Genomic DNA, 16,978 nt, shown 5'->3' with positions numbered 1-16,978 from the left:
GGGGCAGGAATGCGACACGCATACCTGCCCTTTTTTCATCGCTTGATCCATACTGACTTTTTTCCGGCATCAAGGATCAGGCAATGAAACTCATCGGTAGCTACACCAGTCCCTTCGTGCGAAAGATCTCGATTCTCCTGCTGGAGAAAGGGATTGAATTTGAATTCATCAATGAACAGCCCTACAACGCTGAAAACGGCGTCGCGCAGTACAACCCGCTGGGGAAAGTCCCGGCGCTGGTGACGGACGAGGGCGAATACTGGTTCGATTCCCCGATTATTGCGGAGTATATCGAGCTGCTGGGCGTTGCCCCGGCAATGCTTCCGGCTGACCCAAAAGCGGCGCTGGCAGTGAAACAAATTGAAGCCCTGGCCGATGGCATTATGGATGCGGCGTTAACCTCCGTACGTGAACAGGCAAGGCCCGCCGCCCAGCAGTCGGAAACGGAACTGTTACGCCAACGGGAAAAAATCAGCCGCAGCCTGGACAGGTGCGAACAGCTTATCCGGGAGGGAAAGATTCACACCGACAGCCTGAACCTGGCAACCATCGCCATCGTCTGCGCCATCGGCTATCTCAACTTCCGCCGCGTTTCCCCTGGCTGGTGCGTAGACCGTCCGCTGCTGGTGAAACTTGCGGACACGCTTTTTAGCCGCGAGAGCTTTGCCCGTACCGAACCGCCAAAGGCTTGATGCGGGTTATAACACTTCGGCGTCGGAGGCGGTACAATCCCTCCACATGTTAACTCCCTCTCCCGTCGGGAGGGGGGAAGATATTTACTCGCCAGGCGCTTTCATGACTACTCATCATTCGTTGTACAGCCAGATCCCCGCTACCGACCGTCTTCTTCGCGAGCCCCGCATTCATGCTGTTGTTGAGCGCTTCGGCCATACCGCGACGGTGGAGATGTTACGCCTGCTTCAGGACGAAGCCCGGTGCGCGATTCAGGCAGAAAACGCCTTGCCCGACTGGTGCACGGCGTGGGAGCAGGAAGTTGAACACCGGCTGGACGAGAAAGCGCAAAGCGCGTTACGCCCGGTGATTAACCTGACCGGTACCGTGCTGCATACCAACCTGGGACGCGCGCAGCAGGCGGAAGAGGCGGTTGCTGCGGTCGCGCAGGCCATGCGAGCCCCCGTGACGCTGGAGTACGATCTGGACGGCGCCGGACGCGGGCATCGTGACCGGGCGCTGGCGGACCTGCTGTGCCAGCTGACCGGCGCGGAAGATGCCTGCATTGTGAATAACAACGCCGCAGCGGTACTGCTGATGCTGGCGGCTACCGCCAGCGGCAAAGAGGTGGTGGTTTCCCGCGGCGAGCTGGTGGAGATTGGCGGGGCGTTTCGTATTCCGGATGTGATGCGCCAGGCGGGCTGCACGCTACATGAGGTGGGCACCACCAACCGTACCCATGCGAAAGATTATCGCGCGGCGGTGAATGAAAATACCGCCCTGCTGATGAAGGTCCACACCAGCAACTATCATATTGAAGGCTTTACCAAAACGGTTGAAGAGGCGGAGCTGGCGGCGATGGGTCGCGAACTGAATATTCCGGTGATTGCCGATCTCGGCAGCGGATCGCTGGTGGATCTGAGCCAGTACGGTCTGCCGAAAGAACCGATGCCGCAAGAGATGATTGCGGCGGGCGTTAGCCTGGTCAGCTTTTCCGGCGACAAACTGCTGGGCGGGCCACAGGCCGGGATTATCGTCGGCAAGCGCGAGCTGATTGCGAAGCTGCAGCAGCATCCGCTCAAGCGCGCCCTTCGAGCCGATAAAATGACGCTTGCCGCGCTGGACGCGACGCTGCGGCTGTATCTCCACCCGGAGAAACTGGCCGACCGCCTGCCCACGCTGCGTTTGTTAAGCCGCGATGCCGCCTCGATTCGCGCCCAGGCCGAATTGCTGCTGCCGCGCATTGCCCCGCACTACCCCGATTTTGACGTTCACATTGAACCCTGCCAGTCGCAGATTGGCAGCGGTTCGCTGCCGGTGGACAGGCTGCCGAGTGAAGCGCTCACGTTCACCCCGCGTGACGGGCGCGGCAGTCACCTTGAAGCCCTGTCGTCGCGCTGGCGTGGCCTGCCTGCGCCGGTTATCGGGCGGATTTACGATGGCCGAATGTGGCTGGATCTGCGCTGCCTTGAAGATGAAGAGCGATTTCTGGAGATGTTGTTGAAATGATTATTGCCACCGCCGGTCATGTCGACCACGGAAAAACCACGTTACTGCAGGCGATTACCGGCATAAACGCCGACCGCCTGCCGGAAGAGAAAAAGCGCGGGATGACCATCGATCTGGGCTATGCCTACTGGCCCCAGCCTGATGGCCGCGTACTGGGTTTTATTGATGTTCCGGGGCATGAAAAGTTTCTGTCCAACATGCTGGCGGGTGTGGGGGGCATCGATCATGCTCTGCTGGTGGTGGCCTGCGATGATGGCGTCATGGCACAAACCCGTGAGCATCTGGCGATCCTGCAGCTGACCGGTAACCCGCAGCTGACCGTGGCGCTGACCAAAGCCGATCGCGTGGATGACGCACGCGTCAGCGAGGTGCGCGAAACGGTACAGGTGACCTTGCGGGAATATGGTTTTGCCGATGCACCGCTTTTTGTCACCGTGGCGACAGAAGGGCGCGGTATCGATGAACTTCGCCACCACCTACAGCAACTTTCGTCGCGTGACCACGCCAGCTATCACCGCTTTCGTCTGGCAATTGATCGGGCGTTTACCGTCAAAGGCGCGGGTCTGGTGGTTACCGGTACGGCGCTGAGCGGTGAAGTCAAAGTGGGGGATAGCCTGTGGCTGACGGGCGTTAACAAACCGATGCGCGTGCGCGGCTTACATGCGCAAAACCAGCCCGCAGAGCGTGCTCATGCCGGGCAACGGATCGCGCTGAACATTGCCGGGGATGCAGAAAAAGAGCAGCTTAACCGCGGTGACTGGCTGCTGGCCGATGCCCCACCTGAGCCGTCTGAACGCGTCATTGTCTCCCTGCAGACGCACATGCCCCTGACCCAATGGCAGCCGCTGCATATTCACCACGCGGTGAGCCATATCACCGGGCGCGTGTCGCTGCTGGAAAACGACCTTGCCGAACTGGTATTCGATTCACCGCTCTGGCTTGCAGACAACGATCGTCTGGTACTGCGTGATATTTCAGCGCGGGAAACGCTGGCCGGAGCACGGGTCGTCGCGCTGAATCCACCGCGACGCGGCAAGCGTAAACCTGAATATCTGCAGTGGCTGGCAGCGCTGGCGCAGGCCAGCGATGATAACGCCGCGCTGCGGGTGCATCTCGATCGCGGTGCGGTGAGCCTGAGTGATTTTGCATGGGCACGCCAGCTGAGCGGGGAAGGCTTACGCCAGCTGACCCAGCATCCGGGCTTTATTCAGGCTGGCAACAGCCTGCTCAATGCCCCGGTTGCTGCACACTGGCAGCGTAAAATACTGAACACGCTCGCAACGTACCATGAACAGCATCAGGATGAGCCTGGCCCGGGCCGTGAGCGTCTGCGACGCATGGCGCTGCCGATGGAAGACGACGCGCTGGTGCTGCTGCTGATTGAAAACATGCGCGAAAGCGGGACGATCAAAAGCCACCACGGCTGGCTGCATCTGCCGGATCACAAGGCCGGGTTCACCGCAGAGCAAGAGGCTATATGGCAAAAAGTGGCCCCACTGTTTGGCGATGAGCCGTGGTGGGTTCGCGATCTCGCTCGCGAAACGAGCACCGACGAGCAGGCGATGCGTCAGGTATTGCGCCATGCGGCGCAGCAGGGGTTGATAGTCGCGATCGTGAAAGATCGTTATTACCGTAACGATCGTATTGTGGCGTTTGCCAACCTGATCCGCGAGCTGGATCAGGAGCGGGGCTCTACCTGCGCAGCTGATTTCCGCGACAGGCTGAACGTGGGCCGCAAGCTGGCGATTCAGATCCTGGAGTATTTCAACCGCATCGGCTTTACCCGCCGTCGTGGTAACGATCATTTATTACGCGATTCGTTATTATTTCCTGAAACGAAAACCGGGACTAATACAGAATAAGAATAGATTGAAATAGATTTATATATTAATGAACACCTTCGCAGGGAGTAATTTGTTAAACCTGCGAAGGTGTACGCAAAAACAGGTTTTTGATCATATTTTTAAGATAATATTTTCCGTATGCTGCCGATAGTTTATATCTCTTTGAGGATTTATTATGGCTGCATCCGTATTTTATATTCCTTCCGTGAATATTATTGGTTCTGATTCATTATCTTCCGCAATGGATAGCATGCGCGACTACGGGTGGCGCCGCGCGCTGATTGTCACCGACGCGATGCTTAGCAAACTGGGTATGGCTACTGATATCCAAAACGCGCTTAAAGAACGCGATATTTCCAGTGTGATTTACGATGGCACACATCCGAATCCAACAACGGCAAACGTTGCTGCTGGTCTGGAAATATTAAAGAGCAACCACTGTGACTGCGTTATATCACTGGGCGGTGGATCGCCACATGACTGTGCAAAAGGTATTGCACTGGTGGCCGCTAATGGCGGAGATATTCGTGACTATGAGGGTGTTGATCGCTCGGCAAAACCGCAATTGCCAATGATTGCCATTAATACCACCGCCGGTACAGCCTCTGAAATGACACGCTTCTGTATTATTACCGATGAGGCGCGCCATATTAAAATGGCTATTGTGGATAAACATGTCACACCAGTTCTTTCCGTCAACGATTCTTCTCTAATGGCAGGGATGCCTGCATCGCTAACCGCGGCAACCGGCATGGATGCCCTGACCCACGCGATTGAGGCCTATGTTTCCGTGGCAGCCACACCGATTACGGATGCCTGTGCGCTGAAAGCAGTGACGATGATCAGCGAAAATCTGGTGCATGCTGTTGAAGAAGGCAGTAATGCGCGGGCACGCGAGGCGATGGCCTATGCGCAATTCCTCGCTGGCATGGCGTTTAACAATGCTTCCTTAGGCTACGTACACGCGATGGCGCATCAGTTGGGTGGTTTTTACGACCTTCCACACGGCGTATGTAATGCGGTACTGCTGCCACACGTTCAGGTGTTTAACAGTAAAGTGGCGGCAGCCCGTTTGCGCGACTGTGCAGAAGCCATGGGCGTAGATGTTAGCAAGATGACTGATGAGCAGGGTGCACAGGCGTGCATCGTGGAAATTCGTGCCCTGGCTCATAAAGTGAATATCCCGTCCGGTCTCCGCGAACTGAACGTCAAAGAGGAAGATATTCCGGTTCTTGCGACCAATGCGCTGAAGGATGCTTGCGGGTTCACCAATCCCGTTCAGGCTACCCATGATGAAATAGTGGCGATTTATCACGCCGCGATGTGACCCCTGTCGTAAACACCGTTACCGGTTGGCGAGAAAATCGCCAGCCGGAACTACCCTTGTTGTACACCAACAGCAAGGAGATGGTCATGACAAACAATCCTCCCTCATCGCGTATCCAGCCCGGCGAGTATGGTTTTCCCCTCAAGCTGAAGCCTCGTTATGACAACTTTATTGGCGGCGACTGGGTGGCTCCCGTCGACGGCGAATACTATTCCAACCTGACCCCCGTTACCGGCCAGCCGCTGTGCGAGATAGCCAGCTCCGGCAAGCGCGATATCGATCTGGCGCTGGATGCGGCGCACAAAGCGAAAGATAAATGGGGCCAAACCTCCGTTCAGGATCGCGCGGCCATTTTGTTCAAAATCGCCGACCGGATGGAGCAGAATCTGGAGCTGCTGGCGACGGCGGAAACCTGGGATAACGGCAAGCCGATCAGAGAAACGATGGCGGCAGACGTGCCGCTGGCCATCGACCACTTCCGCTATTTTGCCTCCTGTATTCGCGCTCAGGAGGGCGGAATAAGTGAGGTAGACAGCGACACCGTGGCGTATCACTTCCACGAACCGCTGGGCGTCGTCGGACAAATTATTCCGTGGAACTTCCCGCTGCTGATGGCGAGCTGGAAAATGGCGCCCGCGCTGGCGGCCGGGAACTGCATTGTGCTGAAACCGGCGCGTCTGACCCCGCTCTCGGTGCTGCTGCTGATGGAAATCGTTGGCGATCTTCTGCCGCCGGGTGTGATTAACGTGGTCAACGGTGCGGGCGGAGAGATAGGGGAGTATCTGGCTACCTCTAAACGGATCGCTAAAGTGGCGTTTACCGGGTCGACGGAAGTGGGTCAGCAGATCATGCAGTATGCCACCCAGAACATCATTCCGGTGACCCTGGAGCTGGGCGGGAAATCCCCGAACATCTTCTTCGCGGACGTGATGGAGGAAGAGGATGCCTTCTTCGATAAAGCCCTGGAAGGGTTTGCGCTGTTTGCGTTTAACCAGGGCGAAGTCTGCACCTGCCCAAGCCGCGCGCTGGTGCAGGAGTCCATCTATGAACGCTTTATGGAGCGGGCCATTCGCCGCGTTGAATCTATCCGCAGCGGTAACCCGCTCGATAACGTCACGCAGATGGGCGCGCAGGTCTCGCACGGACAGCTGGAAACTATCCTCAACTATATTGATATCGGCAAGAAAGAAGGGGCGGATATTCTGACCGGCGGTCGCCGTAAAGTGCTCGGCGGGGATCTGCAGGAAGGGTATTACCTTGAGCCGACGATCCTGTTCGGTCAGAACAACATGCGTGTCTTCCAGGAGGAAATTTTCGGACCGGTGCTGGCCGTGACCACCTTCAAAACGATGGAGGAGGCACTGGAGATTGCCAACGACACGCCGTATGGCCTGGGGGCTGGCGTCTGGAGCCGCAACGGTAATCTGGCCTATAAAATGGGCAGAGGCATTCAGGCCGGGCGCGTATGGACCAACTGCTATCACGCCTATCCGGCACACGCGGCTTTTGGCGGTTATAAGCAGTCGGGCATCGGGCGTGAAACCCACAAGATGATGCTGGAGCATTACCAGCAGACGAAATGTTTGCTGGTCAGCTACTCCGATAAACCGCTGGGGCTGTTCTAATCGCCCAGTTCAGGCCGTCCATGGGCGGCCTGAGCAATTTGCTGGCGCAGGCAGTTCAGAACGCCATCCAGAACGTATTGCACACGCCAGGGCTGGTATTCGCGTTTGCGGAATATGGCGGTCAGATCGAGCCACCATTCTTCCTGATGCGGGAAGCAGGGGACCAGCATCCCTTGCGTTAATTCTTTCTTCAGACTCTCTTTTGGCGCAAACACAATTCCAAGATTATTTCTTGCCAGCTCCAGGGCCGTCTGCGTATTGTCGCAAATATAATTACCGGTCACCCGGTAGTCATGCACGTTATCACTGCCGTGCACACGGAAACGCCAGATGTTTGCATCATCGACCAGCATGGAGTCAATCATAATACAGGAGTGATTAATTAAATCTTCAGGTCCCGTTAAGGGGTGTTTATTTAAATACTCAACGGTTGCGAATGCCGTAACGGAATATTTTGTCAAAACACTGGCGACCAGACTTTCGTCTTTCGGTTGCGCATAGGTAATTAAAATGTCGCAGTCATCAGGAAAGGAAACGCCTTCTGAAAATTCATTCCGGTCCAGGTTGTAGGTTTTCAGGGAGATGCGGATGTCACCGATGTCTACTATCTGATGAATCACGTGGCGCGCGAGATAGGTTACGATACCTGTAGGGGCATAGATTGTGACTTTTCCGCGCTTTTCATGCTTATAATCAGCAATAAAATTAACGAGTTGACTGTTCTTGTCCAGCGTGGCATTAACGTAAGGGAGTAACGCTTCACCAAACTGAGTAAGGGCCAGTTGCCGCGTGGTGCGCTCAAAAACCTTCAGTCCAACCCGCGTTTCAAAATCAGACAGATATTTACTGACGTTGGCCTGCGCCATGCCCAGCAGGGCGGCGGCATCACCAATGCTGTGGGTGGCTGCGATGACGGATATAATTTTTAATTCGCGTGGTTTTAGCTGTAATTTATTCATCATGCGCACCCATCTATATGATTTTATATATAATATTATATAAACCGCAGCGTTGCATTGGCAAATTTGTAACCATTATTATGCGCCTCGCTTGTTTGGCATTTTAATGGATTACATGTAATGACTATTAAATACAATTTACTCATCGCTGCCACGTTATTTGCAACATCCTCAGCAATGGCCGGTGATTTTTCACTTGGAGCGGGGGCTGTATTTAATGAGTCTCCTTACAAAGGCTATAACGAAAATACTACTGCAGTACCGCTAATTAGCTACGAAGGCGATCGCTTTTACGTTCGCCAGACCACCGGAGGATGGATCCTGTGGAAAGACGCAAAAAATGAATTCAGCCTGACCGCGTCGTGGATGCCGCTGCATTTTGATCCTGATGACAACGACGACCATCAGATGAAACAGCTTGATGAACGTAAAGCCTCTGCCTTCCTCGGCGGCGCGTACTACCGCCATGAAAGCTGGGGTTCGCTGAAAGTGGCGGTCTCGGGTGATGCCACGGATGAAAGCGGCGGCGTGATCGGTGAGGTATCTTACTTCCGTCCAATCAGGATGGAACGCCTGACCCTGACGCCCTCTGTCGGTATTTTCTATAGCGACGAAAGCTATAACGACTACTACTACGGCGTATCCGGCAGCGAGTCTCGCCGCTCAGGTCTGGATGAATACACCGCCGGTGACAGCTGGACGCCATACGTTGGCCTGGCAGCTAAATATCAGTTAACCCAGAAGCTGTACCTCAACGCCAGCGCGGTCTACACCGTGTTGCCTGACGACGTGAAGAACAGCCCGATGATCGACCGCGACGACAGCTTCGCGCTGATGACCGGCCTGACCTGGCGCTTCTGATGCGGTAAAGCCTGTTTACTCCCTCTCCCGTGGGAGAGGGTTGGGGTGAGGGCAACAGGCCGCAGATATTCAGCCTTCATCCACCCAGATCCGCATCTCTCCTTCTCCCCGATTAGCCCAACTAAACCAGGGAATGAAAGTCAGCGTCTGGGGCTGACGTTGTACCGGCGAGCGGTCGTACTGCCACAGTGCATCCGTGTCCTTCACGTGACATCCTATCCCCTCTGCCTGAATCAGCATCTTATGGGCGAATATCCCTTTTCCTTCAAAGACCCGAAATTCGCTATCAGCTGGCAGGGAGAGGTTATGTAAGTTCGCACCGTTATCGGCCTCTTCCAGGCAATAAACCAGCGGTCCGCGCTGCAGGGCGACTTTCCCCGCCTGCTGGCGGACCTGCGGGTTGCCATACACACGGCGAACCGGCATAGGTAATGTTAGCGTAATGACGTCACCCTCCTGCCAGCTGCGGCTCAGATAAAGGTATCCACGGGAGAGCTCGCCCGTTACCGCTTCTCCATTTAATGAAACGTCAGGCGTGGCACACCAGTCCGGCAGCCGCAGGGCTAGCGTATGCGTGACGGGAGCAGGAGAGGTAATTTCAATTTTTACCTCTTCATGCCACGGATAATTACCGCTAATTCGCAGCGCCAGGGTTTCGTCGCCAACCGGTATGGCGACATCGTTGCCTACGTAGAGGTTAATAAAAAGCGCATCCTGGCGGACGGTATAAATGTAGTGCCCCAGCGAGGTCAGCACCCGGGCGATATTCGGCGGGCAACAGGCGCAGCCAAACCAGCGCTGGCGGACGGGTTTCACGTGATCGTAGATATGGTTGAACGCCAGCGTTTTCGGATGTACCTCCAGCGGGTTTACATAGAAGAAATGTTTTCCGTCCAGCGCCATGCCACCGAGTACCGTGTTGTATAACGCGCGCTCCATCACGTCGGCGTAGTGGCCGTCGGCCTCCATTTCCAGCATCCTGCGGGCAAACATCATCAGACCGATAGAGGCACAGCTTTCGGCATACACCGTATCGTTGGGCAGATCGTAATCGCTGCTGAACGCCTCGCCGCTGCTTTGTGAGCCGATTCCACCGGTAATGTACAGCTGGCGCTGCGCCATGTTTTTCCACAGCCGCAGACAGTCCTGCCGTTTACCCTCGTCATGACTCAGGCGAGCCAGATGCGCCATGCCCGCCATCAGATAGACAAAACGCACCGCGTGTCCAATGGCGGTTTGTTGTTCTGCAATTGGCTGATGCGCCTGGCTGTAGGCTTTGTCTTTGACCATCCATGCCGGGCCATAGGTGTTCCAGTATGACGTTCTGCCGCGTTTCTCGTACTCGATATCATAAAAGTGAGGCTGCACGCCGCGTTGTTCGATGAAATATTTCACCAGTGTGAGATAGCGGGGCTCCTGCGTGACGTCATACAACCGCATCAGCGCCAGCTCGATTTCCGGGTGGCCCGGATAGCCGTGCAGTTGGTTTTCGCCCGGGCCAAACACGCTATCGATATGGTCCGCTAGCCTGGACACCACGTCCAGCAGGTGGCGCTTTCCGGTCCCCTGGAAATACGCCACGCCCGCTTCAATCATATGTCCGGCGCAGTATAGTTCGTGGCATTCGGCCAGATTCGTCCAGCGCTCGTTGGGCGCTTTTACCGTAAAGTACGTGTTGAGATAGCCATCGTCACATTGCGCCGCCGCGACCAGCGCAATCACCTCATCGGCGGTTTTTTCCAGTTCCGGGTCAGGCTTTTGGCACAGCGACCACGCCACGGCCTCCAGCCATTTCGCGACGTCGCTGTCCTGAAACACCATGCCGTAGAATTCACCTTGTTCCAGGCCCGCCGCAATGCGGAAGTTGGTGATGGCGTGGCTGGGTTCGGCTTCCGTCACGCGATCGTTTAGCGCATCCCACTGGTAGGGGATCACTACCTCACGCACCAGTCGTTGATACTGCCCGAGAAACGGGTCGTTAATTTTCAGTTTATGCAGGTCGGCTTCCATTATGGACATCATGTTCTCCTCAGGATGGTACGTGACGCTGGCGCAGGTCGGTGGCAATGCGCGACATCACAGGGTTGTTGAGTCTGCACCAGCGGATAGAGACGGCCAGCAGCAGATGGAAAAGGGCGGGGAGCAGCGTCTCCATGGCGGTGATACCCTGCAGTGAAGCCGGCGTTTGATTGCCCGCGCCTGGCTGGTAGGCGACGGCGATAAACATCAGGCTGATGATCCCGGCGCTGGACGCCCACGCGAGTTTGATGAAAAACAGGTTGAAGGCGAAGTTCATGCCCGACGAACGCACGCCGGTTTTCCACTCGCCGTAGTCATCGGCAAACGCCATCAGCGAGAAGTGCAGCGGCAGGGTAAACCCGAGAATGACGCCGTTGCTCAAAATGACGATCAGCCAGAGTGTCTGGTGGGCCGGGCCGCCTGGCAGGAACCACATGCCCACCGCGAGCGCGGCGAGTACCAGGTTGGTGCAGGAGTAGAGTTTGACGGTATCAATACGGCGCGACAGCGGGCTGACGATCACCGCGCCCAGAATGGCCGCAAAGGTCACCATGGTGAAAAACAGCGAGGTATAAGCGGTGCTGCCCTGCAGCACGTAGGTGATGAAGTACATATACCCGCCGCCACGAATGTTGAAGACGTTGATCAGCAGGAACGACATCACCAGCATCAGCAGCAGCTGATCGTTTTTACGCAAACCGGCCAGATGCTCACGCAGGGTGAATTTGCCCATCAGCGCCAGCGGGACGCGCTCACGTACCCAGAAGAAGCAGCACAGGAACATTACCACGGCGACAGCGCACAGCACCCCGACGCCTAGCTGGTAACCTTTTGCGGCATTGCCCTGGCCCAGTTCCGCGACCAGCCACGGCAGACCCACCGAGACCAGGAAGCCCGCAACGCCGCAGAGTACAAAGCGCCATGACTGGCAGGAGATCACCTCACTGTGACGGGTCGTCATGGTGTTGATCAATGCGCAGTAGGGCACGTTGATGGCGGTATAGCCCACGGACAACAGCAAATAGGTACCGAATGCCCAGGCGATTTTCACGCCCATGCTGGCTTCCGGAACGGTGAAAGTCAGTACGCCGATAATCCCGATCGGGAAGGCAACCCACAGCTGCCACGGGCGAAAGCGCCCCCAGCGGCTTTGCGTGCGGTCAGCAATAATGCCCATTACCGGATCGGAAATGGCGTCAAATACACGCAAGGCAATAAAGAGCGTGCCAACGAGCGCAGGCGTCAGACCAAAAATATCGGTATAGAAAAAGGTCAGAAAATTCATGATCAGGCAGGTAATAACCGTACCGCCAGCATCCCCCAGGCCGTAGCCAATTTTTTCGCGGATGGACAAGTGGCCATCTGTTGCCTCTTGTGTCACGTCTGATTCTGTAATCGGTGTGGAAGTCATGAAGTAACTCCTCGGTAATCGAATTTATTATCGTATTTGTGCAAGGTACTCATTTATTCTGCACCGAATGGAAAGGCCAACAAGGGAAGGGAAAAGTATAAAAAGATGACGATTCCGACCTGATGATAAAAATGTGATTCCGATCGGACAGTTATTCGAATATTAATTAATAATCAAAGCGTAAGTTGAATATTAATGGCAATAAAAGCGGAATGGTGAATATCAATGCTTGAATTATCCATAGCGCTTCCGATTAAGGTCCAGAATGGCGGGTTATTTATCTCCCGGGGCGTAGGCCGCCACCCTGCGCGAAAATTAACGTCATGGGAGATTATTTTTGTCGAAAAAGGGACATTAACGATCCAGGAAGAAAGCACGTTATTTGAGGTAAAAGCAGGAGAGAGTTTGCTGCTTTGGCCAGACCGACGCCATGTGGGCGTGGACGACTTTCCGGCCGATCTTAAATTTTACTGGCTGCATTTTGAGGTTGAGCATCACCCGCCCCGGTTGCCAAATTTGGCAATAGAACAACATTGCCGAGTGAGGGATGCACAGTATGTGATTTCTCTTTTTCGCCAGTTCCTGAGTGAGCAGGAGAAATTACAGCGAAGCGTGGCGCTGGAAATCATTTTATTACTGATTTTGCAGCAAATTTCCATTTCATCAGGATATGAAGATAAAGCTGATGAAGCCGGTGCGGCGATAGCGTGGAAGGCGAAGCAGCTTATTCGCACGCAGTTTCATTTGCCCCTTTCTACGTCGCAACTGGCAAAAGCGTTGCACTGCAATGCCGATTACCTCGGACGCGTGTTTCGCCGGACTTTCCATTTAACCCTGACGGAGGCGATACATCGCCAGCGCGTCAGGGCAGCGGAAAAGCTGTTGCTGGATGGCTCCGCCTCGCTCACCGAAGTGGCAACCCGCTGCGGTTTTAATGACGTGGGGTATTTTCGGCAGATCTTTTCAAAGCATACCGGGCTAACACCCGCCGTCTGGAAACGGCGGTACTGTAAAGAGCATATTAATTCCGGCTGATCACTGGCCGTAATAGGCATTCGCCCCGTGCTTTCGCAGATAATGCTTGTCGAGCAGCTCCTGCTGCATAACCGGCAACTGCGGTGCAAGCTGGCGTGAGAACAGGCCCATGTACGCGCACTCTTCCAGTACAACGGCATTGTGGACCGCATCGGCAGCGTCTTTACCCCAGGCAAACGGGCCGTGGGAGTGGACCAGCACTGCCGGGATCTGCATTGGGCTGAGATCGCGCTCCTCGAAGGTTTTGATGATCACTTCGCCCGTCTGATACTCGTATTCCCCGGCAATTTCTGCCGAGGTCATCAGGCGCGTGCAGGGAATGGTTCCGTAGAAATAGTCCGCGTGCGTTGTGCCCCAGGCGGGTAAGTCCTGCCCCGCCTGCGACCAGATGGTGGCGTGGCGAGAATGGGTATGCACGATGCCGCCGATCCCCGGATAACGACGGTACAGCGCAAGATGGGTGGGCGTGTCTGAAGAGGGTTTTTTATTACCCTCGACAACCAGGCCCGTGGCGATATTCACCACTACCATATCCTCCGCCGTCATCACGTCGTACTCCACGCCGGAGGGCTTAATCACCATCATGCCGCTTTGGCGGTCCACTGCGCTGACGTTGCCCCAGGTAAAGGTCACCAGCTGGTGGGCGGGCAGCGCCAGGTTTGCTGCCAGCACCTCGGCTTTGAGTTGTTCTAACATGTCATGCCTCCTTCCTGCATACGGGCTTCAATCCAGCGGCGTGCCTGGATAATCTCCAGCACCGGCTCTTTTGCTTTTTCGGTCCACATTTCAATCAGAAACGCGCCGCGATAGTTCAGCTTATTCAGCGTGTTAAAGACGCCGACAAAATCGACGCAGCCTTCGCCAAACGGTACGTCGCGGAACTGCCCGGGGCTTTGCGCGGTGACGGGTTGGGTATCTTTCAGGTGAATAGCCGCAATGCGGTCAATGCCCAGCGTCAGCTCGGCGGTGACGTCGTTGCCCCACGCGCTCAGGTTGCCAACGTCCGGGTAAACGCTGAACCACGGCGAGGCGAGCATGTCGTCCCACTTTTTCCATTTGCTGATGGAGTTCATAAACGCGGTATCCATGATTTCCACCGCCAGCATCACCTGCGCGGCGGCGGCCTGCTCGACGGCCCACGCCAGCCCTTCGGCAAAGCGCTGCTGCGTGCCCTCATCGTGCTCTTCGTAGTAGACGTCATAACCCGCAAGCTGGATGGTGCGAATACCTAAGTCACGCGCCAGCTTAATGGCTTTGGTCATGATCTCGCGGGCGCGTTCACGCACGGTCTCGTCGCGGCTGCCAAACGGGAAGCGACGGTGGGCTGACAAACACATGGACGGGATCGCCACGCCGGTTTCCAGCATCGCTTCCACCAGAGAGGTACGCTGCGTGGTGCTCCAGTCGAGGCGTGATAAACGCTCGTCGGTTTCATCAACCGACATCTCAACAAAATCGAACCCGCAGCTTTTTGCCAGAACCAGGCGCTCGGGCCAGGAGAGATCTTTTGGCAGCGCTTTTTCGTAAATCCCTAACGGATGCTGACGCATAGTTACGCTCCCCAGATGTCGCGAATTTGCGAATGGAATGCCTGTGCCACCTGCGACGGATTAGCGGCGCCTGCCAGCGCGCGCCCGGCAATAAAGGCTTTAACGTTGATCTGCTTAAACAGCGGCAGATCGGCGGGGGTGATACCACCGGTAACCGAAAGCTGTAAACCGATGTCGGAGAGCGCTTTCATTTTCGCGAGATCCGTTTCGCCCCATTGCTGACCGCTCGCCTGTGCGTCGCGCCCGCGGTGGTAGATTGCCTGCTTCACGCCGACGCGATGCCATGCGCGAGCGTCGTCCAGCGTCCAGTTACCAAAGAGTTCCATCTGAATTTCTCCCCCGCAGCGCAGTGCCACCTCATGGCCTCGTTCAACGGTCGCCAGCGGAGCGGCGCAGATGATGGTCATCCAGTTCGCGCCCGCGCCAAACGCCTGTTCTGCCAGCGTTTCTCCAGCATCGGCGACTTTCCAGTCCGCAACGATGATTTTATCCGGGCATTGCTGACGCAGGGCGCGCACGGCATTCAGCCCTTCGGTCAGGCACAAAATGGTGCCCGCTTCGACGATATCGACGTGATCTGCAAGCGTCACGACGTCGCGCTGCGCGGCCTGAAGAGAGGTGTGGTCGAGCGCCAGCTGCAGTAATGGTCGGCTCATAGGTCGTACTCCTTAACGCGGGCGTGATAGCCCTGTAGTGCTGAAATCAGTAGCTGGTAGCGCTGATACTTGCGCTGATAGGCCTCATGGGCGCGCATGTCAGGTTCAATGACACGAATGTCGTGTCGGAGGGCGCATTGCGCCGCATGGAAATTGGGGTACACACCGGTGCCGACCAGCGCCGCGAGCGCCGCACCGGAACACCCCGTCTCTTCCACCTGTGGCAGCTCAATCGCCAGCCCGCTGACGTCGGCGAGCATTTGCATCCACACGTCGGAATGGGTCGGGCCACCCGTGACGCGTAGTGCCTGCACCAGGGTAAAGCGCTCAAGCATGCGGTTGAGGTGGGTCATGTGGCTGAACACCACGCCCTCGTAAACGGCCTGCAGCAGGTGCGCGCGGGTGTGTAGCGCCTGCATGCCGTAGAAACCACTGGTCATCTCCAGCCCGGCGTTGCTGCCGTAGAGGAACGGCAGGAAGAACAGATCGCTTTCGGCTTTCGGCAGGCTGGCGACGGCCTGGTTGATCTCATCGAATGAGATGTCGCCCCACTGTGCGGTAAGCCATTCAAGGTTGCCGGACGAGGTGGGGCTGGCTTCGTGAACGATGTACTGCTGCGGATGCACGTAGCGGCCATAGACGTACGGAAAGGGTTCGTTGTCGCGAAGCGCATTGGCGATCCCGCTGGTGACGGCCCAGGTGCCCATCACGGCATTTAGCGTGTGTTGGTCTTGCAGCCCGGCGCAGACTGCGGTGGAAACCACATCAAACAGTCCACCCACGACGGGCGTGCCCGCCGCGAGACCGGTAAGTGCGGCTGCCTGAGTGGTGATTTCCCCGCAAATTTCTGCTGAACCGACAATCGGCGGCAGGGCGCCGTCAATTTCGCTGATACCGAGCCAGCGCGTAAGTTGTGGGTCGTATTTCCCGGTATTCATGTTGTAGAGATTGGACTCGGAGATATTGCTCTCCTCGCAGCCTTTCACGCCGGTCAGACACCAGCGCAGATAGTCGTGCGCCATCATTACGCAGCCAATCTGTTGGTACCGCTGCGGTTCGTTCTCTTTGACCCAGCGCAGAAGCGAGGCCGGGTGCCCGGTCCACAGCGTCTGGCGCGTATGCGGATAAAGTTTTTCGGGAATACCGTCCTGCTGCCAGCGCTGCACTATTTCCAGCGCCCGGCGGTCAGAGGAGAGTATGGCGTTGCCCAGCGGTTGGTCCTGTTTATCGAGCAGAAACAGTCCTTTGCCCTGTGCAGAAATGCCGACGCCTTTGATCTGTTTACCGTTTACGCCTGAATGTTTGAGCAGCGTGGCGACGGTAGTGTGGCAGTGCTGCCACAGTGGGGGCATATCCCGTTCGGCGTAGCCAGCACGCGGGCTGAGCGTGGCAACGGAGCGACGTTCGATACACACTTCCTTACCCTGGCTGTTGTATAAACCGGCTTTCAGATAAGTACCGCCACAATCGATACCCAGCCAGAAGGGTTCTTTTTCACTCATCTTCATCT

General features: G+C 56.2%; 14 protein-coding genes. 7 read left to right on the top strand and 7 right to left on the bottom strand.

Translation table 11 applies throughout. The features are described from left to right. Positions 1-83 precede the first annotated feature (83 nt). The 5 genes from FU672_RS14785 to aldB all read left to right on the top strand — a co-directional run bounded on the left by FU672_RS14785 (position 84) and on the right by aldB (position 6,977). Positions 84-692, top strand: a complete 609-nt coding sequence (locus FU672_RS14785) for a glutathione S-transferase (RefSeq protein ID WP_148243793.1) — start codon at positions 84-86, stop codon at positions 690-692. Positions 693-795: 103 nt separating this feature from the next. Further along, entirely contained in the window at positions 796-2,181 is a 1,386-nt protein-coding gene (gene selA, locus FU672_RS14780; protein ID WP_148243792.1) for an L-seryl-tRNA(Sec) selenium transferase, read from the top strand. Then, positions 2,178-4,043, top strand: coding sequence for a selenocysteine-specific translation elongation factor (gene selB / locus FU672_RS14775; RefSeq protein WP_148243791.1), 1,866 nt, complete (start codon positions 2,178-2,180; stop codon positions 4,041-4,043). Before selA ends, selB begins: the two co-directional genes overlap by 4 nt. A 157-nt stretch (positions 4,044-4,200) precedes the next feature. Continuing rightward, on the top strand, positions 4,201-5,352 hold the full coding sequence (gene yiaY / locus FU672_RS14770) for an L-threonine dehydrogenase (RefSeq protein ID WP_148243790.1): 1,152 nt from the start codon (positions 4,201-4,203) through the stop codon (positions 5,350-5,352). 86 nt (positions 5,353-5,438) lie between these two features. Then, the gene (gene aldB / locus FU672_RS14765; RefSeq protein ID WP_148243789.1) at positions 5,439-6,977 is read left to right on the top strand and encodes an aldehyde dehydrogenase AldB; all 1,539 of its coding nucleotides are present in this window, start codon (positions 5,439-5,441) and stop codon (positions 6,975-6,977) included. On the opposite strand, the gene FU672_RS14760 is transcribed toward aldB, so the two are convergent. After that, complete coding sequence (locus FU672_RS14760) at positions 6,974-7,939, bottom strand: LysR family transcriptional regulator (protein WP_148243788.1); 966 nt, start codon at positions 7,937-7,939, stop codon at positions 6,974-6,976. The genes aldB and FU672_RS14760 overlap by 4 nt on opposite strands. Positions 7,940-8,056: 117 nt before the next feature. On the opposite strand from FU672_RS14760, the gene FU672_RS14755 reads away from it, so the two are divergent. After that, positions 8,057-8,797, top strand: coding sequence for a MipA/OmpV family protein (locus FU672_RS14755; protein ID WP_148243787.1), 741 nt, complete (start codon positions 8,057-8,059; stop codon positions 8,795-8,797). A gap of 69 nt (positions 8,798-8,866) precedes the next feature. Here FU672_RS14755 and FU672_RS14750 read toward each other — a convergent pair whose 3' ends face one another. Together FU672_RS14750 and FU672_RS14745 are read right to left on the bottom strand one after the other, a co-directional pair. Next, on the bottom strand, positions 8,867-10,816 hold the full coding sequence (locus FU672_RS14750) for a glycoside hydrolase family 127 protein (RefSeq protein WP_148243913.1): 1,950 nt from the start codon (positions 10,814-10,816) through the stop codon (positions 8,867-8,869). A gap of 10 nt (positions 10,817-10,826) precedes the next feature. After that, a complete protein-coding gene (locus FU672_RS14745) occupies positions 10,827-12,227 on the bottom strand; it encodes an MFS transporter (RefSeq protein ID WP_148243786.1) in 1,401 nt (466 codons plus the stop codon). Between the two features lie 225 nt (positions 12,228-12,452). Between FU672_RS14745 and FU672_RS14740 the strand changes: the two genes are divergently transcribed. Further along, positions 12,453-13,262, top strand: a complete 810-nt coding sequence (locus FU672_RS14740) for an AraC family transcriptional regulator (protein WP_148243785.1) — start codon at positions 12,453-12,455, stop codon at positions 13,260-13,262. Here the strand turns inward: FU672_RS14740 and araD are convergent, their stop codons facing one another. From araD to FU672_RS14720, 4 genes are read right to left on the bottom strand one after another with little or no spacing between them, the layout of a single operon-like run. Further along, positions 13,263-13,958 carry an L-ribulose-5-phosphate 4-epimerase gene (gene araD, locus FU672_RS14735; RefSeq protein WP_148243784.1) on the bottom strand — a complete coding sequence of 232 codons (696 nt, stop codon included), beginning with the start codon at positions 13,956-13,958 and terminating at the stop codon, positions 13,263-13,265. Next, entirely contained in the window at positions 13,952-14,812 is an 861-nt protein-coding gene (locus tag FU672_RS14730; protein WP_148243783.1) for an L-ribulose-5-phosphate 3-epimerase, read from the bottom strand. The genes araD and FU672_RS14730 overlap by 7 nt, the downstream gene beginning before the upstream one ends. A gap of 2 nt (positions 14,813-14,814) precedes the next feature. Continuing rightward, a complete protein-coding gene (gene ulaD / locus FU672_RS14725) occupies positions 14,815-15,468 on the bottom strand; it encodes a 3-keto-L-gulonate-6-phosphate decarboxylase UlaD (protein ID WP_148243782.1) in 654 nt (217 codons plus the stop codon). Continuing rightward, entirely contained in the window at positions 15,465-16,970 is a 1,506-nt protein-coding gene (locus FU672_RS14720; protein ID WP_148243781.1) for an FGGY-family carbohydrate kinase, read from the bottom strand. Before FU672_RS14720 ends, ulaD begins: the two co-directional genes overlap by 4 nt. Positions 16,971-16,978 lie beyond the last annotated feature (8 nt).

Origin of the sequence: Enterobacter asburiae (assembly GCF_008080435.1) — a bacterium.
GTDB classification, from domain to species: Bacteria; Pseudomonadota; Gammaproteobacteria; order Enterobacterales; family Enterobacteriaceae; genus Enterobacter; species Enterobacter asburiae_C.
Note: the sequence above shows the minus strand (reverse complement) of the source record. Positions and strands in the feature narration are given on the sequence as shown.

Excerpts from the sequence above, each read along its gene's own strand:
- FU672_RS14785 (WP_148243793.1), top strand. The coding sequence starts at position 84 with ATGAAACTCATCGGTAGCTACACCAGTCCCTTCGTGCGAAAGATCTCG.
- selA (WP_148243792.1), top strand. The coding sequence starts at position 796 with ATGACTACTCATCATTCGTTGTACAGCCAGATCCCCGCTACCGACCGT.
- selB (WP_148243791.1), top strand. The coding sequence starts at position 2,178 with ATGATTATTGCCACCGCCGGTCATGTCGACCACGGAAAAACCACGTTA.
- yiaY (WP_148243790.1), top strand. The coding sequence starts at position 4,201 with ATGGCTGCATCCGTATTTTATATTCCTTCCGTGAATATTATTGGTTCT.
- aldB (WP_148243789.1), top strand. The coding sequence starts at position 5,439 with ATGACAAACAATCCTCCCTCATCGCGTATCCAGCCCGGCGAGTATGGT.
- FU672_RS14760 (WP_148243788.1), bottom strand. The coding sequence starts at position 7,939 with ATGATGAATAAATTACAGCTAAAACCACGCGAATTAAAAATTATATCC.
- FU672_RS14755 (WP_148243787.1), top strand. The coding sequence starts at position 8,057 with ATGACTATTAAATACAATTTACTCATCGCTGCCACGTTATTTGCAACA.
- FU672_RS14750 (WP_148243913.1), bottom strand. The coding sequence starts at position 10,816 with ATGTCCATAATGGAAGCCGACCTGCATAAACTGAAAATTAACGACCCG.
- FU672_RS14745 (WP_148243786.1), bottom strand. The coding sequence starts at position 12,227 with ATGACTTCCACACCGATTACAGAATCAGACGTGACACAAGAGGCAACA.
- FU672_RS14740 (WP_148243785.1), top strand. The coding sequence starts at position 12,453 with ATGCTTGAATTATCCATAGCGCTTCCGATTAAGGTCCAGAATGGCGGG.
- araD (WP_148243784.1), bottom strand. The coding sequence starts at position 13,958 with ATGTTAGAACAACTCAAAGCCGAGGTGCTGGCAGCAAACCTGGCGCTG.
- FU672_RS14730 (WP_148243783.1), bottom strand. The coding sequence starts at position 14,812 with ATGCGTCAGCATCCGTTAGGGATTTACGAAAAAGCGCTGCCAAAAGAT.
- ulaD (WP_148243782.1), bottom strand. The coding sequence starts at position 15,468 with ATGAGCCGACCATTACTGCAGCTGGCGCTCGACCACACCTCTCTTCAG.
- FU672_RS14720 (WP_148243781.1), bottom strand. The coding sequence starts at position 16,970 with ATGAGTGAAAAAGAACCCTTCTGGCTGGGTATCGATTGTGGCGGTACT.